The following is a 23993-nucleotide window of genomic DNA, read 5'->3' as shown; positions in this document are numbered from 1 at the left end:
CGGGAATGTCAACTTCATCGGAATTGCAGATTCTTTTTTAAACTTCTCTGGTTGTGAAACCTTTTGGCCTTTCCCGGACAATACAAGGCATGGGGAACTTTGAATCTGAAGATGAGGAGTTGTGGTCGCAAAGCCTCGAGGGCGACGGCGGAGCCTTTGGGGTGTTGTTCGACCGACACCGCGATAGAGTCTTTCGCCATGCCTACCGGCTGGCCGGGGATCGACATGACGCTGAAGACATTATGGCCGCGGCCTTTCTCGAACTTTGGCGGCGGCGGGCGAAGGTGCGGCTCGTGGGGGCCTCCGTACTTCCCTGGCTGCTCGTCACGACGACCAATGTGGCCCGTAATAGCGGGAGGGCCGCATTTCGCTACCGAAGATTGCTGAGCTCTCTCCCTCGGAACAGCGATGTATCAGATGCCGCCGGTGACCCGTATCTGCAGAACGAGATGGACAAGGTTGCCGCCCGTGCGCTGGGGGGACTAAACGCCCTGGATCTAAAGCTCGTGACTCTGGTCATCTTCGAGGAATACAGTGTCGTCGCGGCGGCAACCGTTCTGAACCTGACGCCGACCGCGGCGAAGACGCGCATGCATCGGGCACGAAAGCGTATGAAGGCGTCGCTGTCCGAATCATTTCAGGGACACCCAACGACTAAACCCGCACTGGAAGGAGAAAGGCCATGAACGAGCTTCGCAGCGATGACCGTTTCAGCAGAGCACTCCGGGCGGAACTTGTGACACGGGTTCAGGACACGGGACCCGCCCGTGCTCGGAAGCGGGCTCGGCGTTGGCTTAGTGCCGCCGCACTTGCGGGGGCGGGACTTCTCGGCGGGGTAGGCGCAACTGCTGCCGGGGTGTTCGTGACGCCCGGCAGCCTGCGCGTTACGCCGCTATCATCGCCGGTGACAGCAACACACTCGGGGACGGCGACTGTGCAACTCGGGGCACCACCGGACGGGGCAACCGGCGTCCAAATGGATATTGTCTGCCTGACTCCTGGGCGTTTCGAATACGAAGGAGCCGCCAGCAGCTCTTGTGCAGCGGCCGACGTCGGCTCGCTCGGAGAGCGGAGCGGACTCACCGTCCCACTCTCCCCTGGGCAGGAGAGCGTGACCATCACGACCGAACCAGACGCGCGCTGGCGACTGACGGCACAGTACGTGCGGCAGGAAACCACAGGCTGGGTCCGCAACGAAAACGGCAACTCGTACGGCGTCCAGAACGAAACCGGAGCACCCGACCTAGTCTCTGTTATGGCAACCAATGGCATCCGGGGCTACGCCTACCGCACTGACCTGGAAGAAGCCGACGGCACGGCAGCCATGCGGACGTTTAGGAGCCCCCAGGACGCAGTCGACTGGCAAAAGGCCCGCCGCGGAAAATCATTCCCCATCCCCGTCTATGACGTGGCCGGCAAAACGGTCGTGGGTGAGTTCGTCGTCGAAGCAGATAGAGGCGGGCCTGGTGAGAACAACGACAATGTACTCTCCGGCGAGCTTCCGACCGGCCCTGGTAGCAGCACTGCTTGCGCCCTGCCTAAGGGGGAACAAGGAATACCGCGGACCGCACCCGAAGCAATTTGGGCACTGGACCGTAAAGTTGCCGTCCCTTCCGCCCCGACGACGTTCGGGCCCGCCACGACCACCGGTGGCATAGCCAAGTGTTTCGCGCACAACCCCTCCGGGGCCCTGTTCGCCGCAGCCCATATGCTCTCCGTGACCTGGCAGGACGGCCCCGCAGCGGTCGTTACCAAATACGCCGTGGATTCCCCGGAAAAGGTCTGGGTACTGGACAGCCTGAACACCAGGGCGGCATCCCTGCCCGATCCCGTTCCGCAGATCAAGGGATACCGGATCACCATGGATGGACCGGACAAGGCAATTGTTCAGATGGCAATCTCACTGAAAGGCTCACTTGTCAGCGGGCAAATGAACCTGGAGTGGGCCGGATCGGACTGGACTATCGACGCCTCAAGTGTCCTCAGCAGTCTTGGTGCCCCAATCAACGACCTCACGGGCTACACCCCATGGGCCGGAGCTTGAGTTTGATGAGCCCCTCACGCGATCAGGAAGTCGTCATTCGAGGACAGACATGGAAGAGTCGGCCGGCATGACGATGCAGACGCGCTTGTAGCCGGGAAACCAAGCCTCCGCTGCTTGAGTCCAAAGCCACCCTGCCACCAAAAGAACTGCCACCATCAGAGTCCATCCGATGGTGGCAGTTCGCTTTTGTGTCGCGAGTTATTCTGAAAAACTAACCCCGGGCGACTTCCCCAGAACCCGGAGCGATCACAAACTCACCGATCTTTGTGGTTCCGGCTTCGTCGTACACCGGAATGCTGACTGCCTTTTTTCCTTGAGACTCTTGCCATTTCAAGGCTTCCGCTGGGGACTTGAACAACGACGGATGCCCTTCCCCTTTTTTTAGTTGATCGTTACTGACATAGCCCAGTTCTCCGTTGGTCGCAAGGGCTTTGATTAAATCGGGTTCTACGACCACGCCGTCTACGTTCTTGATCGATCCGTACGTCTGGCCGGCTGCGTTTCTTTTGAAGATGGTCTGCCCCTCGCGGTTCCTATTGTCGTGAGGCTCAGAGGCTAGACGCGTGGCTGGCGCATCGCTGGAGATGGAAGCGGCAGCCGCAACTGATCCCATGCCAATCCCCGCGATCAGAAGGGCAGCGGTTGCGGTCATGATCTTCGTGCCGGCGGTCATTTTTATTTTCTTCAAAACATTCCCCCAAGATTGTTTTAGGTCAGTTTGCAGTCTGCATTCCCGTTGGGAATGTCTCGAATCCTTCGTAAGCATAGTTGGAATAGTTGAAAGCCCAAGATATTCCCTTGCTATAGAAGTTTCCCTTTCCGGCATAACTTGCAGACGTCCGCCACGTTTGGGCGCCACAGAGCGTTCGATCCGAGTATGACATCGCACTGCTGGAAACAAGAACCTCAGCGCTCTGTTGGTAATTTTGAATCAAGCGTGCTTGAACGGCTATTCCGCCAGCAATGACACACTTAGATACCGGAGCACTGTAGGTGTATCCGGTAGCGAAGCCGTTAGAGGTTTGAACTAAGGCATAATTGTAGAAAGATACTCCATCAACCGAGTAGTTACCATTCGGACTTGCACTGGTTCCATTCGCCTGGGCGGCGACTGGAACTGATACCAACCCGATGGTTACTAGTATCGCCGCAAGTGCACTCTTGATCTCGATCATATTTCCCCCAAAAGAAATAATGCGCGCCCCGAGCGACGCTTATGCGGTTCATTCCATCAGCTAAACCTGAATGTCAAGGTTTCGAAAAACACGCAGTTAGATCATGAAGTCTTGAGGAAATACTGTGTTAAGCCGTCGTGAAATTCGCAATCAATCGTGCTATGGGGTGAGATGGGCGGCACCCTAAAATACAAGTCAAGTGGAGAGCCAGCCCAGTGCGAGCAAACGTTCGAGCATGGACGCTGGCTACGCGCCAACTAATCGAGTGTCCAGTGATGCTTGAATACATCGTTGAGTTCAAACTCAAACCGAGCCCGCGGCCGGCGGGCTGCCAAGCGGTGCTGTGGGCAAGGCTGTCAGAAGCAGCGCCCAGCGCTGAGTGAGACTGCAAATCCGGTCTGGGAATGTCAGTCTGATTTGTGCCCACGATGGACCTAAATTGCAGTCTCATCGGGACCCACATTTGGCGCCGGAGATGGCAACATCCCGCCAAGAAGGTCAGAGCAGGGATGGCGTGGCCATCCCTGCTCTTCCCTGGATTGAAAACTAACCCGAGCCCGGGGTGCGTCGAGTGAATCGGCCGACCCCTTGTCGGGTTGGGCGGTCGTTTCAGAGAAGTCGTGTAACGGCGGCAATCAGTTCGGGAAGCGTCTCAGGAATTGCTTCGGTGAGGGTGGTATCCGGCATCTTCTTGACCGACGTGCCGGAGACCGGCAAACGGCCTGTCGGCCCTGAAAGTGCCACGTATGTGCCATCGTCGTTCTTCTGGAGGAAAAGCATGGATTCTTCCCCTGGCTGCATAATCGCATCGCCTTCCACAACAACAACCGAGTCCTTCAGCGCCCCGCCGGTTTGCTGCACCGTTATGGTCGCTGCCGGTTTGGTTCCCTTCAGCCACGATTTAACGGTCACCGTAGCGTCTGTGAAGGGGATGCCATCAACAGCTGCTGCCGGTGCGGACTTCTCAACTGTCCCCACGACAATTGCGTCAGCGCTCTGTGCGAGATCCTTCAGTGTCGGGTATGCCTTGGCCCAGCTTGCGCTTATGGACGTAGTCTTGGCCGGCGGTTGTGCCTGCGGCGAGGCGCAGCCACTCAGGAGTAAAGCTCCGACAAAGACCGCAGCCATTGATGGGAGAAATGGAAGTTTCTTCATGGTGGTCACCCCTTTCAGTAAATTGCGTTGACACCGGCGATTTCGTCGCTTGTTGGATAGTAAATTCCGCAACGATTGGGCGTCGCCGAGTTCATCAAGTAGCACCCGCCCACGTGCTCCAACCCAAGCGCGTGTCCCAGCTCATGTGCCGCAACACCGCGAGTCGTTGTGTAGGTGTACCCGTCGGTGTAGTACGAATTCAGGTACGCATTCATGGGTGCCTGGTACAGGCTTCCAGCCGTCGAACGGTAAGTAATACCGTCCCACGTCACATTGCTAATTCGCGTCTGGCGCAAATAAATGTTGGCGGTCCCCGTCGTGACATAGAGGTTAATATCGGTCGCGCTGGACCAGTTGGAGGTCGCCGCTGACCATCCACTGGAATTTTGCCCGCTTTGACCGCCATCAATGTAGACGGCAAGGGTTGAGGAGCCCCATTTATAGCCGGACCAGCTGTATGCCTGGGCGGGCAGGGCGGTTACGGTGATGAAGAGAAGTGCGGCGAAGAAAGCGGAAATACGCGTAAGGCGGCGCAATAGCATCTGGATCCCCCTTGTTCCATGAGTGCCGGTTCCGGCATACCAGAAGTATCTGCCCGGAATGAACAGAATGAGCAATAAGTATGTATTTGTGACATAAATGTGATCTGGATAAAACCGGTTTGGAACCTGGGAGTCGCCCATCGGGCGGGACCGCCCCAGCCGTTCGGACCAAGAACTACCACGTGAGGCCGTTCTTGCCCCTTTCGGAACCCCTTGCTGTGGGCTGCGGTGAGTGCGCGTATCTGGGTTTCGTTCGCGCCGGTGTTTGTCAGGGATTCCCCGAACTTTTCGTGGTGTTCGGGGGAGCCGTAGTCGGTAACCGAGGTGCACGGAGAGCACAGCTTTACGTAATCATGGTTATCGGTGATGTCAGAACCACAAGATATGGCAAAAATTGTGGAAAAGACGCCACATGTAGTGTTTGGTGCGTGAGATCGGAGTTGCCTGCCCTAGCCTCTTACTACGCCCCAAGAGCGGCAGCCCTGGCCACGCGCCAGTGGAGGCTCACTCCTGCTCCTTCCAAGGACTTTTCTGTCCCTTGCCTTCTTTAAGGCACTACCATGGCCTAACTTCCTCGGGAGACCTCGGACCGCATATCGGTCCGGGGTCTCCCGGCCTCCCCGTCGGGGCCCGGGGAGTGCGACGACACTAGCTAAGTAATTCCTCGCTCCATCCCTAGATGAGCGACGATGCTTGACCAACCCGATGATGTTTGCAGCGGCGAACCCCAGCGCCGCTGCTACCAGGACCACCTTGAAGCCAATCCAAAATGGTTGGGATACATCTGTGAATAGTGCGAATACCCCTGGGAGGAGCCCGGCGATGACCCCTCCGACACTGGGAAAGAATCGCTTCTCTGCTGGCTTGGGAGAAGTCATGCCTGGGGAGGCGCGTCTCTGTTGCCGCGTGCGAGGAGCTTACACATAGCAATCAAAAGGGCGAAGGCCAACAACAATATTCCTCCCGCGACACGTGGAGGAGTTAGGTCCAAGAGACTCACCACGGCAAGCGCGACAAGAAGGCCAACCTGCCACCACGTTGCCCGAGAAATCACTGTAACTATCTTGCCCATTGAAGCCACTCCCTAAATCACGCATGAGACGACAGTTACGGCTCCCCCGAGCCCAGCCACCCACCCCGGCCCGAGAAGGGCTTTCCCGGGCCGAGTCGTATAGATCTCACGTAGAGGAAGCAACCCCAGAAGATAATTAGTCCGGCGGCGAGCGGGACAAATGGCATGGTCACCATCTGAGTGTGATCGGTGCAGCAACGGCGTGTTGCATTAGCTGGGTGTCGTAAAAACCCCGATCAGAGCGGAGGCGCACAGGGCCAGGGCAAGCCCTATGAAGATCAAGACGATCCGCGATCCCTGGTATGGCTGTCCTGGGCCGGGTCGCTTTGACCTCACATAGAGAGCGCAGGCGGCGAGCAGAATGAGACCAGCGGCAAGCGGAACAAGTGGCCAGTAGATCAATCGTTCACCACCCTGCCGCGCATGCAACGAAAGCTGCTCCGCCAGTTAGGCCGGCGACAGCCCCTGCCGCCCCTGAGAGGGCGCCGAGCGCCACACCTTCTGGAAGAGCAATGATGGAGAGATCAGCCAGAACGGACAAACCGAAGAGGCCCGCGGCGAAAACCCCTATCCCAGCCGCTGCAGCGGTAAGACCGTCGCATACACTGCGTCCGGTTGGATCGCTGTGGTTGATGGCATCACATCCGGCGAAGGCGTACCGGTTGGCGTTCTTGGGGTTCAGTGGTGCGTCGAGGGTGTCCTGCTGGGTCCACCGCCCGAGGGTCGGGCTGTACCAGCGTTGGCCGTATTTGACCCAGCCGGTGACGCGGTCCTGGATGCCGGCCTTGAACATGTAGGGGTTCTGGGAGGTGCCGAGCCCGCCGGAGTCCGCGGTGATGGTCGGGACGCCGTAGGGGTCGTAATCGTAGGCGAATGCCCTGTAGGAAGCACTGGTGATGAGCGCTGCCGGGTTGCCTGTGCCGTCGTAGACGTAGAGGGACTGCATCCCGGAGCTGGTGCGCAGCATCAGGGCTTCTCCGGTGACGGGGTCGTGCTCGACGTAGGCCGTGGCGTTGTCCTTTTTGTACTGCTCGATGATGGGCTGGCCCTGGGCGTCGGTGCGGCCGTAGATGACCTTGTAGGTCCCGTTCGGGGTGGTCTGGGAAAGCACCTCGTTCTGCGAGGCTCCGGCGTAGGTGTAATTGTAGGTGGTGCCGGCCTTGGTGACCGAGGTCATCTGCTCGGCACCGTTGTAGCCGTAGCTGCCGTTCGGGTCGGCGGTGAGGTTGCCGGCCCCGTCGTAGGTGTAGCCGGCGGTGCTGATCTGGTTGGCCGGGTTGGCGGTGAAGTTCTGGCTGGCCCCGGTGCCGCCGCTGGCGGTGAGCCGGTTGCCGCGGGCATCGTAGGTGTAGAGGTAGGTCGTCGGCGATGAGCCGCCGGTGATCGCGGCCTTAGTGAGGCGCCCGGCCTTGTCGTACGTGTAGGCGGTGACGGCTCCGGTGAGGTTGTTCTTGACCCACTGGATCTTGGACCGGTCCGCCGTCGTGGTGCTCGGGCAGGTCGGTGCTGTGGAACCGGCGGAATAGCAGTAGGTCAGGTCCACGACATTGGAGTTACTGGCATCCCCTGTCCCCTGCTCTGCGAGGACGCGGGTGACCCGTCCGGTCCGGTCGTAGTCGGTGTGGGTGTGCGCGGCCCAGGTGGTCCGGTCCGCGCTGGCCTGCAGCCAGGTATCGGTGCGCCGGCCCCGGTCATCGGTCGCGACGGCCAGGGTCTGGGGCGTGCCGTTGTAGAGGTAGGTCATCGTGGTCATGACGCCCGAGGTGTCGAAGGCATAGGAGGTGGTGCCGCGGGTGTCCGTGGTGGAGACCAGGTTGGAGGCCTTGTCGTAGGCGTAGGAGATGGTCCCGCCGCCGGCGGTGTTCACCCGGGACGTCAGCCGGCCCATCTGGTCGTAGCCGTAGGTGGTGGTGCCGGAGCCGTCGACCCGGGTGAGGACCTGGCCGTTGGCGTTGTACGTGTACGCCACGGCCGGGGTGCCGTCCGAGAAGCTCGTGCCAATGAGCCGTCCGACGGCGTCGTAGGAATAGGTGGTGGTGTTACCGCGGCCGTCGGTGGCGGTGAGCGGCCGGGCCCAGGCATCGTAGGTAAAGGCCCTGGCCCCGAGCGAGGAGCCGGTGACCGGGGTCAGGTCCGTGAGCTCGTGGAGGTTGTTGTAGCCGTACAGGGTCTTGTTCGTCCCGTTCCCCGGCGCGAGGGCGGAGACAACCGTGCCGTCCAGGTTGGTGTTGTACCCCAGGGTGGCCGTGGCGGCCATGGCGTCGGAGGAGGTCAGCGCGTTCCCGGCACCGTTGTAGGTGTAGAGCGACTTGTTCCCGGCATCGTCCGTGCTCGAGCTGGCCAGGTACCTCGTGTTCACGGCCGTGTTGGCGTACTCGGCCTGGCCGGCGGCGCCGCCCTGGGAGGCTGAGGCGGTGATGGACTGGCCGGAGTTCGCCCCGTAGGTGTTCGTCGTCGTCCCCGACGTCGTTCCGGTGCCCTGGGTGGCGGTGAGCGTGTCGAAGTCGCCGGTGTAGGTCGCCCCCTGTGCCCGGCCCATCGGATCCGTCGCGGAGGTGACGCGTCCGTCCGTGCTGAGGTTGTACGTGGTGCGGGGTCCCGAGGCGACCGGAACCGCGGGGTCGGTGTTGGGTCCGGCGACGAGGGTTTGGGTGCTCGTCGGGTAGGTGATCCGGGTGATCGAGTTCCCCGGGGACCCGGCGGAGGTGTTGACCCGTTCGATCTGCGTGACCCGGCCGGTGGTGTCGTAGGTCAGGAGGGTTTTACCGCCTGTGGGCGGGGTGATCGCCGAGATCCTTCCGCTGTTGTAGCCGAAGGTCGTGATCTTCCCGGCCGGATCGGTGAACCTGGTCCAGTTGCCGTAGCCGTCGTTGAACAGGGCAGCCGACCGAGTCGCTGACCCGCTGGTCAGGGAGATGGTCGCGAGGGTTCCGGAGTAGGAGTCGTAGGCGAGTTTGCCGCCCACGCCCTTATTCCCGCTGATGTCGGTGATTTTCCCGGTCCCCGGGGTGAACGTCGTCGTGTTGCCGTTGCGGTCCGCGAGGGACTTCACCCGCCCGTCGGCGTTGAACGTCACAACGGATGCGTTGGTTCTGGACGTCAGCGTGTAGGTGCCGTCCCCGTACTTCACCAGGTCGGCCTTCGTCCCGGCCGGTGCCGTGAACGCCGTCGTCGATCCGGAGACCGGGGTGAACAGGGCCGAATAGCCGTCGCCGGCGGTGTAGAGCACGCCGGAAGGGATCGATGAAAGGGAACCGGTCCCGCCGAGGTTCAGGGTCCACCGTTGTGCGGCGTCCCCTTGGGTTGTGGCGGTGGACTGGGAGTTGAACACCGCGCCGAGCGGAACGTCGGCATTGACCCCTGGCAGGGCCAGCCCATTCACGGACAGCATCAGGTTGCCGGTGCCGACGTCCACGGAGCCGGTGACCTGGTCGGAGATCTGCAGCGGCAGCCGGGTCGCCCCGGGCCGGGAGCCGAGCTCGCCGATGGTGGTCTGTTCCCCGGACGAGGCGCCGGGGAGGACCATCGGGACAGGCACTACTGCCAGGCCCGGGCCCGCGGTCCCGGCCAGCAGGCCGATGCCCAGGCAGGAGGCGATGGCGCCCCGCAACAACAAAGCCGGCGGCCTATGGCCACCGGCAGATCGATTTGAACGTTGCGGCGCAGGCCGCCTTCCCCCAACAAGCATTGTGCCCCCAGACTTGGAAGTGAGTGATGGCGCTCACTTTAGGCACGGGTTTTGTCCAATGACTAGAGAAGTATGCTTGTCATTTTCGTGACAAAATATTGCACCGGCTGTCACGTACCACCTTCAGCGGAAGGCCGAGCCCTCCAGACATCACGGGGGTGCCGTCATTTTCAACCGTCCTCCCGGGGCTGGAAACACTTGCCACAGTCAGCCCTACAAGGCCGGCCCGCTTCTGCTCCGCTCAGCCAACTGCTGCCCCTGCGCGGGTCGGGTCTTCTTGGCTTTGGCTGCGCCCTTAGGCTGCGTTGGAGGCCCACAAAAAGAAACCCCGTCCGGGATGGCCCGGACGGGGTTCTGTGTTTTCGGGGGTATGTCCCCCTGAGGCTAGGGCCGATTCAGAGCCGCGTACTCGGCCCCCAGTTCCTTTGCGAGTTTCTGCAGATCCTTCCCGCTGGCCGGCTCATGCAATGCCTCGGAGAGGTCTACGACCAGCCAGTTCTTTCCCGTCACGACAGAGACGGGCTGGGTTTTGGCGTCTGCGTACACCTGGTAGTCCGCCTTCCGACCCGCTTCATCCTTGAACCAGTCGATCTGGACGTGGCCGGAGCACACGGCATATTCGGCTTTGATCCCCTTCTCGTCAATGGCCTTGTTGATGATCGGATCCGTCGTGGGCTTCTTCTCGCAGCCCAGGACTTTGTCAACGGCGTGGAGGGCATCGTCGAGGGAGCCGAATTCGGGTAGCCCCTGATCCACCAACTGTTGTCCGGCTGGCTGTTGCGCAGCCGGCTGTTGCGCAGCGGTCTGCTGTCCAGCTGCCGCGCAACTTGAAAGGAGGCACCCTAGCGCCAGAGCGGCGGCGGCGTTCCTGTACTTGAGCTTGTCCATGGTCTTCAGACCCCCACTTGTCTCGTTGAAATTATCCTGACATAAGGTGGGCGTGGCTCACAGGCCCGAGGGCCGCAAACGTCGCCCGATTGCATATGGGCACCAGTTATCTTGGGCTGGCGTCCAACGCTCGAACCACAAGGGATGCTGAAAACAGGCCGATGCCCAGGGGAAGCATGAGCTTCGTCAAGAGACCTGCCAGGCCAAATACGAGGCTCGTCCCGATCTGAGCAGTGGACCCCGATGCGGAATCTATGGCGATAGCCAGAGCCGGCATGATCCACTCACCGCCCAATACGCCCACGCAGATGAGGACGATGCCGACAGTACACAGTCGGTGAGCTGAAAGCTTGGGTGGCCAGCTGTGTCCGCCACCGTCTTCGGAGCCAACCAGGCTTCCGTTCGGTTCATCGGGGGTAGTCATAACGTCCGTCCTCACGCATTTAGTTGGACTGCTCGGCGGAAACGCGGATCAGTGGTGATGTCTCTCTTGCATGCTCCCGCTGTGTAATGAATAGCCAGAAGCATATCGCGGGCCGGTCAAGTATGCATGACAAATCTGTCACACAAAATGGTAAAGAAATGGAGGGATGACATGTCATCCCTCCATTTCTCATGCAGTTTCAGTCGTCCGATTTACTCGAACTGCCCAAAACCCCACGTATAGGTGATCGACCTTACGTTGAATTCGGGATAGGCAGAGACTCCGTCCCACGGAACGCGAATAGTGGCAGCCCGTCCGCAACCAATGTCGTACCAGGTCCTCCAGATGCCAAAGCTGCTTCCGTAGTATCCCTGGTAGTAGCCGACGCCCTGGGCGCAGACCGAGGTGCCGGTGGCTCCATCCATGTACCAGTTGTAGACCTTGCCGCCCGACCCGATGAAAGAGGTGTTGCGACGGATTGAACCCGACCACCCGCCGCCGAGCGGGGCGTTGAAATTCGTCCAGTTACTGGTTGTTGCCATTGGCGTGACAGTGGGTTCGGATTTCTTCTTGCCGCCGGGCGCCCCAAGCTCACCAAAAACGCGAGCCTCATCGGCTTTAGCTACCTTGCCCTGCTTGAGGTTCAGCTTCCGAGCAACCTCCGGAAGGACAACAAGTGACTGCTTCGCATTCTCCGGAAGCGGGATGAACGTGGCTTTGCCTTCCACGTCAGGAGCAACGGCTGCCTCACTGACGACGTAAATCCCGTTGTACTGGGTTTCCGCACTTGAGGTTTTATCCTCGGTCGCCGCATTTGCTGTGACGGCGGATGTCGGCAGCAGTACCGCCAGTGAGACTCCGATTGCCATGACAGTCGCGCCGAATTTTCTTCGTGTTTGAACCACGTTCTTCCTTTCAAACGATCCGCATTGATCGCCTCCCCCAAATGAAAGGCTGGTTGAAAAGTAACACATACATTGGGGCAAAAAAAGCGGTTCATAAAGACAGTTTAGAAACCCCGACCGGATGACCCGATCGGGGCTTCCTGTTGTTCAGTGAGACACTCCGATGCCAGGCTCAGCGGACTGAGTCCAGATACCGGGCAACTGCCTAGCGAGCCGGACCGCTCTTGGTCCGTTCCGCACCCACGGCCGCCCCTGTGCGGGTCTTCTTGGCTTTAGCTGCACTCTTGCCCATGGTGACCGCCGCGCGGGGGTGTGTGCCCTCACTGCGTTCTGCGGTGGCGCGCCCACGGACTTGTGCTTCGTTCGCTCCGGTTCCGGCCAAGGATGCGGCGAAAGCTTCCTGGCGTTCCGCTGAGCCATAGTCGGCGGCCGACGTCGCCTCAGTCTTCAGTCCCTGGTCTTTGAGCCGGCTGCTGTCGTTGCCGGTGACGCGGTTCTCGATCTCGCGGCCGACGCTTTCCATGCGGGCGAAGAGTTCCTTTTCGGCTTGCTCGTACCGCTGTTCCAGGTACTCCCACTGTTCGCTCTTGACACCGGCCGCGGCCAGAAGCCTGGCCTCGTGCATATTCTTGGCTGCTTGCACGAACTCCGGATCCTCGAAGTGCGCGTCGCCGGCGCCGTTGATGTTCGCGGTGGTCTCTTTGCGGAGCTGGTCGATGTCGGGACCGTTGATGCCGTCCTTGCCGATGAGGAACATGCGTTCCTTCACGATGGCGTCCGCTGCCTCTACCGCTGTAGGTGTCTTGGCGGTGTGGGCAGTCTGCAATGCCTGGGCCAGCTCGGGGTTGGCAAGGTATTCCACGGGCACCTGGTGGCGTTCCATTTCCGGGGCCAGTGTCGCGGCCTGGGCGCGGAGTTCTTCGGCGCGGGCCGCGGCGAGCAATCCCATGGCTTTCTCGTGTTCGGCGGCCGCCTTGCGTGTCTCTTCCTGGCTGCGTTCCAGTGCGTCCTGCCGTGCCTTTTCCGTGGTGATGGTCTGGATCCCTGATTCCAGGTAGGCGGCGTCCGCGCCGACGTCGCGGGTGTCGATGCCGTAGCGGGTGAGGACTTGCCTACGGATCTTTTCCGAGGCCGCGAGGGCGGTCGGGTCGTAGTCTTTCCAGCTCATCGCGACGGCGTGGGCCGTGGCGATGTCATGGGGCCGGGCCTTGTCCCACCACTGGTCCTTCTCTACCGGTGCCAGCGCCGCGTGTGCTGCACTGCGGTCTGTCGTGAGGCGGGCCTGCGCTTCGTGCGCTGCCTGTGCATCCTGGTGTTCCTGCTTGCGTTGGGACTCCTGCCGGCGACGGGCCAGCGTCTCGGCAATGCGGGACGCGATCATGAGGGACTGCCGCATTCCGCCGTCCAGCAGTTCGTCCATTCCGTCTGATTCACTCATCGTGCTCCCCTTGCAGTTGGTGGTAGTCGTTATCGGTCAAGTACGGGGCCCGAATCACGGCCCGTGTACTGGCGGGTCCTGGCCGGCGTTGGTGTGTTCGGCACTGCTGACCCTGGACGGATGGGCGCCATGCCACGCAGCCCAAGTTCTACGGAGTTCGATGCCGCTGCCTGTTCCGGTGCACCGACGGTGACCGGCCTGGGCATCGTCGCCGCGAACGGCTTCAGTTGTTCCGTGACGACGGCCCGGAGCCGCTGCGCTTCACGGGTCCGTCCGGACTGTTGGTGCATTTCGTGGATGGCAAAGGCAGTGTTGACCAACTGCAGCATGAGCGCCGACTGGGCGGCCGTCTTGTTCTTGCTGGACGCGGCCATGAACAACATGGCAGTGCCGGCAATGGACGGCAGGGCGACGGGCTTGCTGTGCTGGCGTGGTGCGCGGAGCTGGGCGGTGCGGGACAGTTCGGCGGCGGTGGCCGCCAGCGGACCCGGCGTCGGTTCGAGCCGGTGGGACCATGCCGCGAACGCGCCGGAGACTTCCCGCGCTGCCTTCGCCCAGGTCGCGTGATCATCACGGGGCAGGGTGCGCAGCTGCTCAACCAACGCGGTCGCGTTCCGGGTGTACTCCACCCACATTTCCGCCGGAGGTGTTCCGTTCTCGGGGCCGGTCCTGGACACGGTGCGCCTGTTGCGGGCTGCCGCGTTCCACTCAGCTGCAGCCTCTGTTGCAAGGTGCGGTGAGTCCATCCACTCTTCACGCAAAGCACCCAGCTTCAGGTCCGAGGCGAGGGTGCCGCCGCCGAACCAGATAGGCCGCTCGCCCTGCTTGGGGCGTTCGGCCACGGAGTAGCCAACGATGACCTCGGTGGTGTTCTTCGCATAGCGGGGTCGGACCAGCATCCCGGTGTCGCGGGCACGCCGGACGAACTCACCCTCTGTCGCGGAAGAGCTGGCGCTGGCACGGACTTTCCGGGCCAAAGAGGACCGGTGCATCTCCCGCTCGTCCCGGACAGCGGTGGCCTTCTCGGCCCGGTCGTAGCCGCGGGTGGCGTGCACGGTAGAGAGCTGTTCCAGCCCGTACTTGACCTCCAGCTCACGGCACGATTCCTGCGCCCTCTTGTAGTCCCCGTGGGTCGATGCTTTGGTGCCGTCTTCGCGGACCAGGGACACGGCCAGGTGGATGTGGTGGTTGCCGTTTTCACTCGTGCCGTGGTTGACCGCGGCCCACCGGCAGCGGGCCTTTCCGCTGGTTTCGGTGAAGCCCATGGAGTCCACGAAATCATTGGCGATATCGCCCCACTGCTGATCCGTCAGTGCGCCCTCTTCGGCACGCAGGCTCAGCGAGCAGTGCCACACGCTGGCGTCCTTGTAGCCGACGTGGACGCGCTCCTTCTTGGCCGCATCCCACTGCATGTCTTTGATCTGCACCGATACGCCATAAGCCTTGCGCGGACGGTCCAGATGCTTGGCGATAGCCAGGGCATCGTCGCGGTCCAGAACACCGTCGTCGTACCACGCCATGATCGCAGCGTCGCCGGCTACCAAGTGCGGATCGCTGTGTGCGTTCTTCGTCTTATTGGCGTCCGTAGAGGCCAGGTAAACCATGAGCCCGCCCATGCGCGAACCGCGGGTGATGTTCGGAATCATCTCTACATCAGCCCGTCTATGGCATCGTCGATGCGCATCGCAACAGAGCGGATGTGCTTCAACGCTTCGTGCGCCTCTGCGGGGAACTCGCTCGTGGCGTTGGCCTGCCGTGCGAGCTGGTTGATGTTGTTCGAAGAACGCGCCAGCAGATTGTGCAGGGACATCAGTTCCGCGATAGCTGCCCGCCGTTCGGTAGTCGTCTCCTGCGCCTCGGACAATGCCGAGGTAATCAGTAAGTTCGGGACGGTCACCTTCTCGCGTTCGGCCCTTGCAACAAGCGCAGCTTCCTCTTCCACAGTGACCCACAGGTCACGGCGCTTCTTGGTGCCGGCGGGAGTGTTCTCCCGACGTCGGCGCGACAGATTGAAACGGTGAGTGAATCCCTCATCCGACATTCAATCCATCCCTTCAAGGCCCAGCGCAGCGACCCCGGAACCGGGGACCACACTGACCAGTGTGCCGCACTCGACCGCCAGTGTCGAGCGCGACAAGCCACTTACACCCGTGTAAGTGTATAGCTTGCTCCGAATGGATGCCTTTGAGAGTTTTTTCGCCCAGTGTGCGAGACTTCTGAAAACCCTGCCTCCGACCGTCAGCGGTGGCAGGTAGGGTTTGGGTATGGATATCAATGACATCGCCGCAAGAGCCGCCGCAAAGATCGACGCCGCCAGGGACGCCAAAGTAAACGCCGTCAAGAGGGCCGCCGCCAGCGGAGTTGAGGTCCAGGAGGCTGCGCAACTGCTTGCCGCCGCAGAGCAGAAGTACGCCAAGGACTATCAGGCAGCGTTGCGGGCAGACTGGACCGAATCCGACCTGCGAGGCTTTGGTCTGGACGCTCCGGCCAAGAAGGCCAGCGGTCGTCCGCGTGGCCGGAAAACCACGCAGGAGTCCGGTCCGGTTGCCGTCGGACCTGAGTAGTAGCCCCTCGCCCACATGGGCACGGCAAAAGCCCTATCGCTCCGCTGCTTTTCCCGCACACATCCGGACGACGGGACCCAGCTGACCGGCTGCACACAACCGCCGGGGAACCTCGGGACTCTTCACTCACCCAGGTGTCCGGCGGCCATGCACAACCTGCACAGTGTGCGGTCACCAACGGCAACGTTCCCCATGGTCCAAGACACGCCGCTCCCGACGTCGGCAGGGCGCTCTGGCTGGCTCTTTTCAGCCGTAGGCCAGATGCGGCTCCGGTGGGCAGATACGACGAAGGCCGGCACCTTTTTGAGGTGCCGGCCTTCGTCGTATCTGTGTTCTTCTAGTCTTCCGTGGTGACGTCGTCATCCTTGATCTGACCGGCCGCGATGCGCTCTGCGGTCTTCGCGAACGCCGCCTCGATGTACGCCGTCAGGTCACTTTCCCGGACCCGCCACACACCTCTTCCGCCGAACTGGCCTGCAGGCAGCTCACCGCTGCGAACCAGTGAGTAAACGAGCGCGCCTTTGACGTTCAGGATCTCCTGGACCTGTTCCAGGGTCAGCATCCTGGGGAACGCGGGCCCCGTGGCCGGCGCAGGGTTCTCTTTGGGGTCCTCTGTCCGTTTCGGCATTTCTCAATCCACCTCGTTCCGGTGTTGCAGCTCGTCCCTGGTGCGCTGTCCGCGGCGGAGGGATCCGGCCGGAACCGGCTCCCATTTCTTACCCTGGTTGTGCTTGCGTTCCAAGCGTTTCACTTCGCGCATCGTTGCACGAACGATGAAGTCGGACACGCTCGCGTCCCCCTCCAACTGCCCGGCGGCCAGGAACGCGGCCCGGACTTGGCCGGCCTCATCCTCGGTGAAGTAGGGGGTAAAAGCGGCGATCTTTTTAGACGGCACGAAGGCTCCGTGGCCACGGGTGGAGGCTGTCCAGATAGCCGGGATGAAGCGTCATGTCTCCATCGTCGTTCGTGCGGATATCGGAGTGCTGGTGGCTACCACCGGCATGGGCAATGGCGGCGAGCACCAAATCAAGGTTCTGCCGGTCCAGACCCGGAACGACCTCACTCAGGACGACCGGAACATCCTCCGCCAGCGACGCCGCGAGCAGCAGGAACCGTCGTTCACCGCCGGAATAGGGTCCGTTGTTGGCGTGCTCTCCGAGGGCTTCGAAATCGATCCATGCGTTCACCTGGTGCGGGCCTGCCGGGGTGTCGCTCGTGTGGACCCAGGGGTTGCCGACGGCGGCGTACCGGCCGCCGAAGGCGCGCAGCAGCAGCTCGGTTCCGGCCTCGGAAGTGTAGGAGCCCTTTGCCCAGCTCCGGAGGTCATCTTCATGCGTCATAGCGTTTTCCTTTGGTTGGTCGTAGGGCTCGACGGGTGGGCTGCTGGAGTCAGCGTATCCTCCGGCTCCGACGGCGGGTCAGTACGCCGGTTCGGTGTCCTGGGGGCGGATGCTGATGTGTCCGGTGGGGTTGGCGTCGATACCGAACCATGGGTCATCGTCGGCGTACTCCCGGCTGCTGATACTCAGGCTCTCGGCCGGGTGCGGTTCCTCCTGGCCGGCTCCGCGTGGCGCGGCATCCGGGCGGCTGCTCCCGGCCGAATGGACGGCCGCCGCGACGTACCGCAGGGACGGGCCGATCTCCTCGACTTCGAGTTCGATCGCGGTCCGCCGTTCCCCCGTCTTCGTCTCGTAGCTGCGGGACTTCAACACCCCCGTTGCGATCACGCGGACGCCCTTAGTCAGGGACTCGGCGACGTGCTCGGCCGCCTCCCGCCAGACGCTCGCCCGCAGGAACAACGTCTCCCCGTCCACCCATTCTTGCCCCTGGGAATCGAACGCCCTGGGCGTGGAAGCAATGGTGAAGTTCGCGACCGCGGATCCACCCGGGGTGAACCGGAGCTCGGGGTCGGCAGTGAGGTTACCGGTCACTGTGATACTGGTATCGGCTGACATTGGCTGCATTCCTCCTGCTCTGGTTTCTAGGCTTCGCGGACGCGGCCGGCGGATTCGATGGTGATGATTTGCTCGATCCCGACCGGGTTCAACCCGGACCAGTGGTTCTCGGTGCCGTCCCTGTCGTAGACGACCACGGGCACCTGGGAGTAGCCAAGCTCTTCGGTGATGTACTCGAAGGCGGCCGGGTTGGTGGTGACATCCACCTCGTGGAAGGCGACGCCGGCCTCCGCGAACTTCTGCTTGGTCTTGGTGCAGCCGAAGCATCCGGCGGGCTTGGTGTAGATGGTGAGAGTCATTTTCAGTCCTCGGTTTCGTATCACGTTAGTTAGGTTCGACTGGCTGACTGCTACCTCAATTCTAACAATCATTCAACTGAATGAATAGGGTTCACGCCTTGATTTCTAGGGTTTTTTCGCGTGTATTTCGGTGCGATTCAGGATGGTGGGACCGTCTTCTCCGGGCGTCTAGCCGGCCCGTGCCTGGTCCGCGGAATAGAGCTGCGGTGGAGGTGGTGCAGGCGTGACTGTGCCAGCCCCGGAAAGTCCCGCGTGCTTTGCCTTCGGGGTCCCGGCCAAAAGAGTGTTCGATAAATCACTTTTATGCCTCGGGGTCCGCTACCCTCATCGGAGGATTAGGGAGACATCATGCTGGAAATCGCACTGACCTGCACAAACGCAACCTTGAGCGTGGATGCGGGGGGCGTCTTCCATCTGCGGTGGACGCCGGGTTCTGCGGTGTCGGCAGCCGACGCTGACGCGGTCATCGCCGCCGTCCAGGGCGTGACCGGAGCCAGCCTGCAGCCCATACTCGTCGAGGTAACGGACGCATGCGTCAGCCTCGAAGCAAGGGTCACGCTGTTGGGCATGCGTTTTGTGTCCGCCGTGGCACTGGTCGGGGCCACAGTGGTCGACCGGGTGATGGCCGCTGCCCTACTGCGGAAGCAGGACTGCCCGCACGGCTACTTCACGTCCGTGGAGGACGCCAGGGAATGGCTGAGCCGGCTGCCCGTTCCGCACGCGTTGGAACAATCCGGCGTCTAACTGGGCCCGCGAAGCGCAGAGATTTGCCCGGGGCGCGGATCCCTTTAAAGGCGGAAGGGCCGGCGCCGTTGGGCGCCGGCCCTTCCTTGGTTTCCCTTGGGCAAAGGAAATCTGTGATTCAGCTTAGCTGAAGGGTTTGGTGCTGCCACGGCGGGCCGGAACCTCGTTGTTCCTGGTCCCGCGGGCGGTGGTCCACCAGATGCGTGGTCGCGGTTATGGCGGTCCGTCGCTGGTGAGTGGCTGCTGTGGTTCGCCCCGGGCGGCGGACCGCCCGACCTCTGGGAGGTTCCCGGCCCTATTGGGGTGGCCGGGCGGCTGTATTGGGGGATTCAGCCGCCCGGCACCCTGTCAGGCTACTCGGTTTCGGTGGTGTGCTTGTCGAGGATGATCTGCTCCACGGCGCTGGCGGTGTACCCCCAGGCGGTGAGCTGGTTCAGGTAGTGGAAGTGCCGCTTCTCGGCGGACCGCCAGGAGTCTTTCTGGATGGTCTTTTCATACCCTGCGCAAATCAGGGCTATGAGGGAGAACTCGGGCCGGGCGGTGGACTTGGCCGTGTGGTCCCGCAGCGGGTTCCAGCCCCACCGGTCGGTGTCCTCCCCGGTCTTGGCCCCGATCATCTCGGTGGCGACCTTGCCGTCGTAGCCGCTGGCGGTTTCCGGGTCGTGGGTGATGGCGTGGACGGTGAAGTACTGCCAGCCCTTCGGCGCGGTCTTGCGCGACAGCAGGGTCTTCACAAACTCACGCCTGACCTTCGTTGCGCTCTCCATCTCGCGGTTATTGGCTATCAGGGTCTTCCGCTCGGTTTTCTGTTCCTCGGTCATCGGGCCCTTCTGGGCCTGCGTGCCGCCGTCGTAGCGTTCGTACTTCGGGGTGAAGCCCAGGTCCTGCCAGCCGGTGATGACAGGCTGGGCTTTGTGCTGGCCCCGGTAGTCGGTGCTGATCAGGTAGGCGTTGGCGTCCCCGTCGGTGGCCGGTTCCCCGTCGACCCGCTTCGCGGCCGAGACGTACAGGTTCTCTTCGCTGGCGTAGTGCCCGGCGTCCTCCACGATCCTCTTGCCCTCCGCCTCGAGCTCGGCGATGAGTGCGGCGAGGGCCGCGGCGCGGTCGCGGCGGTCCCGGAGCATCTGCGCAACATGCAGGAGCTGATCGGGTTCGTCCGCGATCACGGACTCCAATTCCTCGGTCGCGTCCTGGTCCCCTTCAAACTCGGCCATGATGAGCGCTTCATCAATGGTGTAGCCCTTGCCCAGGGCGGCGGATCCGGCGTTCGAGGACTTGGCCTTCAGTGCCCCTTCCACGGTGGTCTTGGTGCGCCCGGTCTTCTTGGCGATCGCGGCTGCTGAGACGCCGATCAGGGACAGCTGGTGGTAGGCGTCGGCCTCGTCCGCTTCGGTCAGTTCGGCGCGCTGGATGTTTTCCACGACCTGGGTCACGATGCGTTCGGCTTCCTCGGGGGATTCGATGATCATGACCGGGATGCTGGTGCGTCCGGCTTCGACGGCGGCGCGGGTGCGGCGCTGTCCCATCAGGACGTGCACGGTCCCGTCGTCTTTGCGGTGGGCGATGACGGGTTCCATCACGCCGTGTTCTTTGATGCTGGCAATGAAATCCGGGGTCAGGGCGGCGTCTTTGCGGACGTTGATGTCCACGGTCAGGGTGGCCGGGTCGAGCATTTCGAGGGTGGGTGTGGTGTTCATGGTGTTGCTCCTTTTTGCCCAAGGATTCGGTGGGTGGGGCGGCTCAGATGACCGGCCAGCGTCCCCTCTCCCCCCGTTGATTTTTGGTTGCTGGCAAGCTCGCTTGCTCGGCGGCCGACGGAGCCCTGTCTACCCGCAGGGCAAGGGGCAGGAAATTCCCTCAAGGAAATCAGCGACGCAGGAGCGCCGGAGGGAAATTCCTGCACCGCAGGCCCCGGGAGGAACGACCGGGGCTAGACGGGGCGGAGCGGACGCCTAGAATCCGGAGGACAGCAACCCAAAAGACGTCGTAGACAAGACAGGGGCCGGGGGCTCCGGAGCTCTGCGACGGCGAACCTGGACCCAACAGCCGGCCGCGCCAGCGGACGCCCGAATTGGGGTGAGCCCTGCGAACCATTTAAGAGCACCCGGGATCTGCACCTGTTGTCCTGCGGCCGGTTGGCCGCGCGCCGTCCTGGCTTCCGCTTATGACCCTGCGCGGTGGCGGTCCGCCGCCCGTAACCAGAATCGGCAGCCGGCCACGTGCGGCGGACCGCCAGCGGTGACCGGCCCGGGAAGGCCGGCCACCGTCCTGGGTGTCAGCTCACCGGTTGGTGCAGTCCAAAGAGTTGCTGTGCCAGATCGATCAGTTCCTCGGGTACGTCGGCCTCGCCGCCGTCGTCCGCCTCGCCCAGGAACACTGCGTTCCCGCAGTAGACATCGGTCAGGACTCCGGTTTCTTCGAGGACCAGCTGAGCGGCGCGGCGGTTAGGGGCGAGGTTGAGGATTTTGCCCTCCTCGTTGACGTAGAAGTGCCAGTCGTAGCTGCTCACGGCTTCGATGTTTCCGGCCACGAGGGTTTGCAGGTTCGCCAGCGAGGCGTCGATGGTTTCGACCCGTGCCGGTTCGTGCCGGTCGGCGGGGATGATCAGGGCGGTGCAGGTGCTCATCAGGTGTCGTCCTCTCAAGTGGTGCGGTGGGGTGCGGTGCCCCGCCGACAGCGGCGGGGCACCGGCTCTGGCGCTGGTTAGGCGGCGTTGACCGTGTAGGGCATCCGGTAGCGGGACGGAAGTTCCGCGGCGGCTTCCGGGAGGTCGTCCGGGCCGTGGGCTTGTCCGTTCTTCCAGTGGAAGAACGCCTGTTCGGTAATCGCTTCCCACTGCCGGGCCTTGGTCCGGTAGAACGTGCAGCTCACGTCTCCCTCGCAGTACGTGGCGACTCCGAATAGGTTGCCGATGCTGTCAGCGGTCCGGGTGGCCGCGACCATGACGTAGGGCCACTGGCCCAGGTCCCACCCGTCACAGCCCCAGCTGGGGATGACGGCCCAGCCTTCGGCTTCGATGAGTTCCATCCAGTCATAGCCGTCGTTCACGTGGTAATCACCCAGCACGGTCACGCCGTCGATGGACTCCCCGGTGTCCTTGGTGGTTACCGTCTTGGTTGCTACTGCGTTCATGGTGTGTTGCTCCTTTTTGCCCAAGGATTCGGTGGGTGGGGCGGCTCAGATGACCGGCCAGCGTCCCCTCTCCCCCGTAGTTTTTTGGTTGCTGGCGAGCTCGCTTGCTCGGCGGCCGACGGAGCCCTGTCTACCCGCAGGGCAAGGGGGAGGAAATTCCCGGAGGAAATCAGCGACGCAGGAGCGCCGGAGGGAAATTCCTGCACCGCAGGCCCCGGGAGGAACGACCGGGGCTAGACGGGGTGGAGCGGACGCCTAGAATCCGGAGGACAGCAACCAAAAGACGTCGTAGACAAGACAGGGCCGGGGGCTCCGGAGCTCTGCGACGGCGAACCTGGACCCAACAGCCGGCCGCGCCAGCGGACGCCCGAGAGCTGTGTCTTTGGTCCCGCAGTGCCCGCTCGTCTTGTGGACAGGCCGTGGCAGGATGGGGTCCATTATGGACAGGCGGTTGCGGCGCGCTCCGGACGCCGAATGGGTGCTGATGTACCGGCTCGGACTGAGCCGGCAACGCATCGCTGCCCTCGTGCGCGTTCCGCCCGCCGCCGTCGGATACCACCTGGTCATCGCCCGCCGCCATGATCCGGGACTCGAGGCCGAACACCAGGCGGCCGCCGGCGCCGTCCCCGTTCCCTACCCCTCCCCCACGGACCTTGCCCGCATGGAAGAGGTCATCGCCTGGGTCTCGGCCGAAGGCCGGCTCCCTGACGGCCGTTCCGGGGACCAGGGCGAAAGGTCGATGGCGCGGTGGCTGTCCGGGCGCCGGCGCGAAGCAGCGGAGGGGACCCTGGACCCGGCCTACAGCGACGGCCTTGCCCAGGTGCCGGGGTGGGTCGAAAACCGCCGGAAAGTGGAAGATGAGGCGCGGTGGCACAAACGCCTGGCCGAGCTCGTGGACTTCCGGCTGGAAGGCAACGACTGGCCACGCCACCACGACTATGACTCAGAGCGTGAACATACCCTCGGGGTCTGGATCCACGCCCAGCGGTACAAACGCCGCCGCGGCGAACTCGACCTTCTGAGCGTCAAGCTCCTGGACGATGCAGCTCCCGGGTGGCAGACCGGGCGCACTCGTGGCCGCCCTCCACGGCGGTGACCGGAAGGTCACGTCTTCAGCGGCCAGGAGGTCAGGCCGCTAGTAGACTTACATCGGCTCTCCAGTCCCCCCAGCTTGGAGAGCCGGGAGCCTCTGCGCTTGAGTCCTGGACTCGCGCGGAGGCTTTCCTCATAAGCCCAACAGAAACCACGTTGTGGCCAAGCAGCAAACGACCCCACCAGGTTGTGCCCACTGGAGGCAGGTGGAGCCCTCCGCACAGCTCAGGCTGTCCCCATTGGCGTACAACCCGTCCCGTTGAAATGCCCAGCAGGACCCTCGATGGTTCTTTTGTCGGCCCGCACCAGTAGACTTACAGAATCGAACATATATTCGAATAAGGGTGTGTTGTGGGCGTTGTTGTCGGTCCCCGTGTGATAGATGCGGGCGCGTCATTGTTGTCGGTGCTGATCTCTCCGGTCGCTGTTGCGGCCGGGTATCCCTCGCCGGCGCAGGACTACTTTGACGGGCGGATCGACCTGAACGAGCACCTGATCAAGGACGTCACGAGCACCTATGTCGTGCGGGTGTCCGGGGAGTCGATGGCCGGTGCCGGGATCAGCGACGGTGATGAACTGATCGTCAACCGGGCCCTGGAACCGGTGGACGGGTCCGTGGTCGTTGCGGTCCTGGACGGCGAGCTGACCATCAAACGGCTGCGGATCACCGTGACCGGGGTGGTGCTGCAGGCGGAGAACCCGGCGTACCCGGATATCCGGGTGCCGTCCTTATCAGATCTGGTCGTTTGGGGCGTCGTGACCCGGTGCTTGCATCATGTCTAAGCCGGCTGTGATGCGGCATATGCCGCAGATCGCGCATGTGGATGTGAACTGCTTCTATGCCTCGGCCGAGCGGGCATTCGACCCGTCCTTGGA

24 protein-coding genes are annotated in these 23993 nt (G+C 62.5%); 6 read left to right on the top strand and 18 right to left on the bottom strand.

Features of this window, described 5'->3' with window-relative positions:
- Nucleotides 1-89 precede the first annotated feature (89 nt).
- Entirely contained in the window at nucleotides 90-686 is a 597-nt protein-coding gene (locus tag AC1DCZ_RS15290; RefSeq protein ID WP_243182094.1) for an RNA polymerase sigma factor, read from the top strand.
- Nucleotides 687-1111: 425 nt separating this feature from the next.
- A complete protein-coding gene (locus tag AC1DCZ_RS15285) occupies nucleotides 1112-2044 on the top strand; it encodes a DUF8175 domain-containg protein (RefSeq protein WP_243182095.1) in 933 nt (310 codons plus the stop codon).
- A gap of 211 nt (nucleotides 2045-2255) precedes the next feature.
- Here the strand turns inward: AC1DCZ_RS15285 and AC1DCZ_RS15280 are convergent, their stop codons facing one another.
- From AC1DCZ_RS15280 to mobC, 10 genes are all read right to left on the bottom strand, one after another.
- Nucleotides 2256-2717, bottom strand: a complete 462-nt coding sequence (locus AC1DCZ_RS15280; RefSeq protein WP_476975347.1) for a hypothetical protein — start codon at nucleotides 2715-2717, stop codon at nucleotides 2256-2258.
- A gap of 40 nt (nucleotides 2718-2757) precedes the next feature.
- The gene (locus AC1DCZ_RS15275) at nucleotides 2758-3219 is read right to left on the bottom strand and encodes a hypothetical protein (protein ID WP_243182097.1); all 462 of its coding nucleotides are present in this window, start codon (nucleotides 3217-3219) and stop codon (nucleotides 2758-2760) included.
- A gap of 609 nt (nucleotides 3220-3828) precedes the next feature.
- A complete protein-coding gene (locus AC1DCZ_RS15270; protein WP_476851573.1) occupies nucleotides 3829-4374 on the bottom strand; it encodes a hypothetical protein in 546 nt (181 codons plus the stop codon).
- Nucleotides 4375-4388: 14 nt separating this feature from the next.
- Nucleotides 4389-4991, bottom strand: coding sequence for a zinc metalloprotease (locus AC1DCZ_RS15265; RefSeq protein ID WP_243182099.1), 603 nt, complete (start codon nucleotides 4989-4991; stop codon nucleotides 4389-4391).
- Nucleotides 4992-6394: 1403 nt separating this feature from the next.
- Nucleotides 6395-9598 carry an RHS repeat domain-containing protein gene (locus tag AC1DCZ_RS15260; protein ID WP_476975346.1) on the bottom strand — a complete coding sequence of 1068 codons (3204 nt, stop codon included), beginning with the start codon at nucleotides 9596-9598 and terminating at the stop codon, nucleotides 6395-6397.
- A 462-nt stretch (nucleotides 9599-10060) separates the two neighbouring features.
- Nucleotides 10061-10432 (bottom strand): hypothetical protein, encoded by a 372-nt coding sequence (locus AC1DCZ_RS15255; protein WP_476851572.1) that lies wholly within the window; start codon nucleotides 10430-10432, stop codon nucleotides 10061-10063.
- Between the two features lie 768 nt (nucleotides 10433-11200).
- Nucleotides 11201-11893, bottom strand: a complete 693-nt coding sequence (locus AC1DCZ_RS15250) for a hypothetical protein (RefSeq protein WP_243182102.1) — start codon at nucleotides 11891-11893, stop codon at nucleotides 11201-11203.
- A 205-nt stretch (nucleotides 11894-12098) separates the two neighbouring features.
- Nucleotides 12099-13331 carry a hypothetical protein gene (locus AC1DCZ_RS15245; RefSeq protein WP_243182103.1) on the bottom strand — a complete coding sequence of 411 codons (1233 nt, stop codon included), beginning with the start codon at nucleotides 13329-13331 and terminating at the stop codon, nucleotides 12099-12101.
- A gap of 29 nt (nucleotides 13332-13360) precedes the next feature.
- A complete protein-coding gene (locus AC1DCZ_RS15240; RefSeq protein WP_243182104.1) occupies nucleotides 13361-14977 on the bottom strand; it encodes a relaxase/mobilization nuclease domain-containing protein in 1617 nt (538 codons plus the stop codon).
- Between the two features lie 2 nt (nucleotides 14978-14979).
- The gene (mobC, locus tag AC1DCZ_RS15235; protein WP_243182105.1) at nucleotides 14980-15372 is read right to left on the bottom strand and encodes a plasmid mobilization relaxosome protein MobC; all 393 of its coding nucleotides are present in this window, start codon (nucleotides 15370-15372) and stop codon (nucleotides 14980-14982) included.
- A gap of 223 nt (nucleotides 15373-15595) precedes the next feature.
- Between mobC and AC1DCZ_RS15230 the strand changes: the two genes are divergently transcribed.
- Nucleotides 15596-15895, top strand: a complete 300-nt coding sequence (locus AC1DCZ_RS15230; RefSeq protein ID WP_476975345.1) for a hypothetical protein — start codon at nucleotides 15596-15598, stop codon at nucleotides 15893-15895.
- Between the two features lie 337 nt (nucleotides 15896-16232).
- Here the strand turns inward: AC1DCZ_RS15230 and AC1DCZ_RS15225 are convergent, their stop codons facing one another.
- The 5 genes from AC1DCZ_RS15225 to AC1DCZ_RS15205 all read right to left on the bottom strand — a co-directional run bounded on the left by AC1DCZ_RS15225 (nucleotide 16233) and on the right by AC1DCZ_RS15205 (nucleotide 18149).
- Nucleotides 16233-16523 (bottom strand): helix-turn-helix domain-containing protein, encoded by a 291-nt coding sequence (locus tag AC1DCZ_RS15225; RefSeq protein ID WP_476975344.1) that lies wholly within the window; start codon nucleotides 16521-16523, stop codon nucleotides 16233-16235.
- Nucleotides 16524-16526: 3 nt separating this feature from the next.
- On the bottom strand, nucleotides 16527-16790 hold the full coding sequence (locus AC1DCZ_RS15220; RefSeq protein WP_476975343.1) for a ParB family protein: 264 nt from the start codon (nucleotides 16788-16790) through the stop codon (nucleotides 16527-16529).
- Entirely contained in the window at nucleotides 16780-17235 is a 456-nt protein-coding gene (locus AC1DCZ_RS15215) for a hypothetical protein (protein ID WP_476975342.1), read from the bottom strand. Before AC1DCZ_RS15215 ends, AC1DCZ_RS15220 begins: the two co-directional genes overlap by 11 nt.
- A 78-nt stretch (nucleotides 17236-17313) precedes the next feature.
- On the bottom strand, nucleotides 17314-17850 hold the full coding sequence (locus AC1DCZ_RS15210; protein ID WP_476975341.1) for a single-stranded DNA-binding protein: 537 nt from the start codon (nucleotides 17848-17850) through the stop codon (nucleotides 17314-17316).
- A gap of 26 nt (nucleotides 17851-17876) precedes the next feature.
- Entirely contained in the window at nucleotides 17877-18149 is a 273-nt protein-coding gene (locus AC1DCZ_RS15205; protein ID WP_476975340.1) for a glutaredoxin family protein, read from the bottom strand.
- Nucleotides 18150-18497: 348 nt separating this feature from the next.
- Here AC1DCZ_RS15205 and AC1DCZ_RS15200 point away from each other — a divergent pair, with 348 nt between their 5' ends.
- Nucleotides 18498-18893: a DUF7793 family protein gene (locus AC1DCZ_RS15200; RefSeq protein ID WP_476975339.1), complete on the top strand. Its 396-nt coding sequence runs from the start codon at nucleotides 18498-18500 to the stop codon at nucleotides 18891-18893.
- A gap of 353 nt (nucleotides 18894-19246) precedes the next feature.
- Here the strand turns inward: AC1DCZ_RS15200 and AC1DCZ_RS15195 are convergent, their stop codons facing one another.
- The 3 genes from AC1DCZ_RS15195 to AC1DCZ_RS15185 form a co-directional block, all read right to left on the bottom strand.
- A complete protein-coding gene (locus AC1DCZ_RS15195) occupies nucleotides 19247-20590 on the bottom strand; it encodes a ParB/RepB/Spo0J family partition protein (RefSeq protein WP_476975338.1) in 1344 nt (447 codons plus the stop codon).
- Between the two features lie 578 nt (nucleotides 20591-21168).
- Entirely contained in the window at nucleotides 21169-21519 is a 351-nt protein-coding gene (locus AC1DCZ_RS15190; RefSeq protein ID WP_476975337.1) for a DUF3846 domain-containing protein, read from the bottom strand.
- 77 nt (nucleotides 21520-21596) lie between these two features.
- Nucleotides 21597-22025, bottom strand: coding sequence for a hypothetical protein (locus AC1DCZ_RS15185; protein WP_476975336.1), 429 nt, complete (start codon nucleotides 22023-22025; stop codon nucleotides 21597-21599).
- Between the two features lie 439 nt (nucleotides 22026-22464).
- Here AC1DCZ_RS15185 and AC1DCZ_RS15180 point away from each other — a divergent pair, with 439 nt between their 5' ends.
- Together AC1DCZ_RS15180 and AC1DCZ_RS15175 are read left to right on the top strand one after the other, a co-directional pair.
- Nucleotides 22465-23121, top strand: coding sequence for a helicase associated domain-containing protein (locus AC1DCZ_RS15180; RefSeq protein ID WP_476975335.1), 657 nt, complete (start codon nucleotides 22465-22467; stop codon nucleotides 23119-23121).
- A 347-nt stretch (nucleotides 23122-23468) separates the two neighbouring features.
- Complete coding sequence (locus tag AC1DCZ_RS15175) at nucleotides 23469-23900, top strand: LexA family protein (protein ID WP_476975334.1); 432 nt, start codon at nucleotides 23469-23471, stop codon at nucleotides 23898-23900.
- The last annotated feature ends 93 nt before the right edge of the window (nucleotides 23901-23993 follow it).

This window comes from Arthrobacter sp. 10N418, from assembly GCF_056394725.1.
Note: the sequence above shows the minus strand (reverse complement) of the source record. Positions and strands in the feature narration are given on the sequence as shown.

What these genes read in the sequence shown, in the direction of transcription:
- AC1DCZ_RS15225 (WP_476975344.1), bottom strand. Translation starts at nt 16,523, where the DNA reads ATGCCGAAACGGACAGAGGACCCCAAAGAGAACCCTGCGCCGGCCACG.
- AC1DCZ_RS15275 (WP_243182097.1), bottom strand. Translation starts at nt 3,219, where the DNA reads ATGATCGAGATCAAGAGTGCACTTGCGGCGATACTAGTAACCATCGGG.
- AC1DCZ_RS15290 (WP_243182094.1), top strand. Translation starts at nt 90, where the DNA reads ATGGGGAACTTTGAATCTGAAGATGAGGAGTTGTGGTCGCAAAGCCTC.
- AC1DCZ_RS15215 (WP_476975342.1), bottom strand. Translation starts at nt 17,235, where the DNA reads ATGACGCATGAAGATGACCTCCGGAGCTGGGCAAAGGGCTCCTACACT.
- AC1DCZ_RS15245 (WP_243182103.1), bottom strand. Translation starts at nt 13,331, where the DNA reads ATGAGTGAATCAGACGGAATGGACGAACTGCTGGACGGCGGAATGCGG.
- AC1DCZ_RS15270 (WP_476851573.1), bottom strand. Translation starts at nt 4,374, where the DNA reads ATGAAGAAACTTCCATTTCTCCCATCAATGGCTGCGGTCTTTGTCGGA.
- AC1DCZ_RS15210 (WP_476975341.1), bottom strand. Translation starts at nt 17,850, where the DNA reads ATGTCAGCCGATACCAGTATCACAGTGACCGGTAACCTCACTGCCGAC.
- AC1DCZ_RS15200 (WP_476975339.1), top strand. Translation starts at nt 18,498, where the DNA reads ATGCTGGAAATCGCACTGACCTGCACAAACGCAACCTTGAGCGTGGAT.
- AC1DCZ_RS15230 (WP_476975345.1), top strand. Translation starts at nt 15,596, where the DNA reads ATGGATATCAATGACATCGCCGCAAGAGCCGCCGCAAAGATCGACGCC.
- AC1DCZ_RS15280 (WP_476975347.1), bottom strand. Translation starts at nt 2,717, where the DNA reads ATGACCGCCGGCACGAAGATCATGACCGCAACCGCTGCCCTTCTGATC.
- AC1DCZ_RS15195 (WP_476975338.1), bottom strand. Translation starts at nt 20,590, where the DNA reads ATGAACACCACACCCACCCTCGAAATGCTCGACCCGGCCACCCTGACC.
- AC1DCZ_RS15240 (WP_243182104.1), bottom strand. Translation starts at nt 14,977, where the DNA reads ATGATTCCGAACATCACCCGCGGTTCGCGCATGGGCGGGCTCATGGTT.
- mobC (WP_243182105.1), bottom strand. Translation starts at nt 15,372, where the DNA reads ATGTCGGATGAGGGATTCACTCACCGTTTCAATCTGTCGCGCCGACGT.
- AC1DCZ_RS15185 (WP_476975336.1), bottom strand. Translation starts at nt 22,025, where the DNA reads ATGAACGCAGTAGCAACCAAGACGGTAACCACCAAGGACACCGGGGAG.
- AC1DCZ_RS15190 (WP_476975337.1), bottom strand. Translation starts at nt 21,519, where the DNA reads ATGAGCACCTGCACCGCCCTGATCATCCCCGCCGACCGGCACGAACCG.
- AC1DCZ_RS15205 (WP_476975340.1), bottom strand. Translation starts at nt 18,149, where the DNA reads ATGACTCTCACCATCTACACCAAGCCCGCCGGATGCTTCGGCTGCACC.
- AC1DCZ_RS15180 (WP_476975335.1), top strand. Translation starts at nt 22,465, where the DNA reads ATGGACAGGCGGTTGCGGCGCGCTCCGGACGCCGAATGGGTGCTGATG.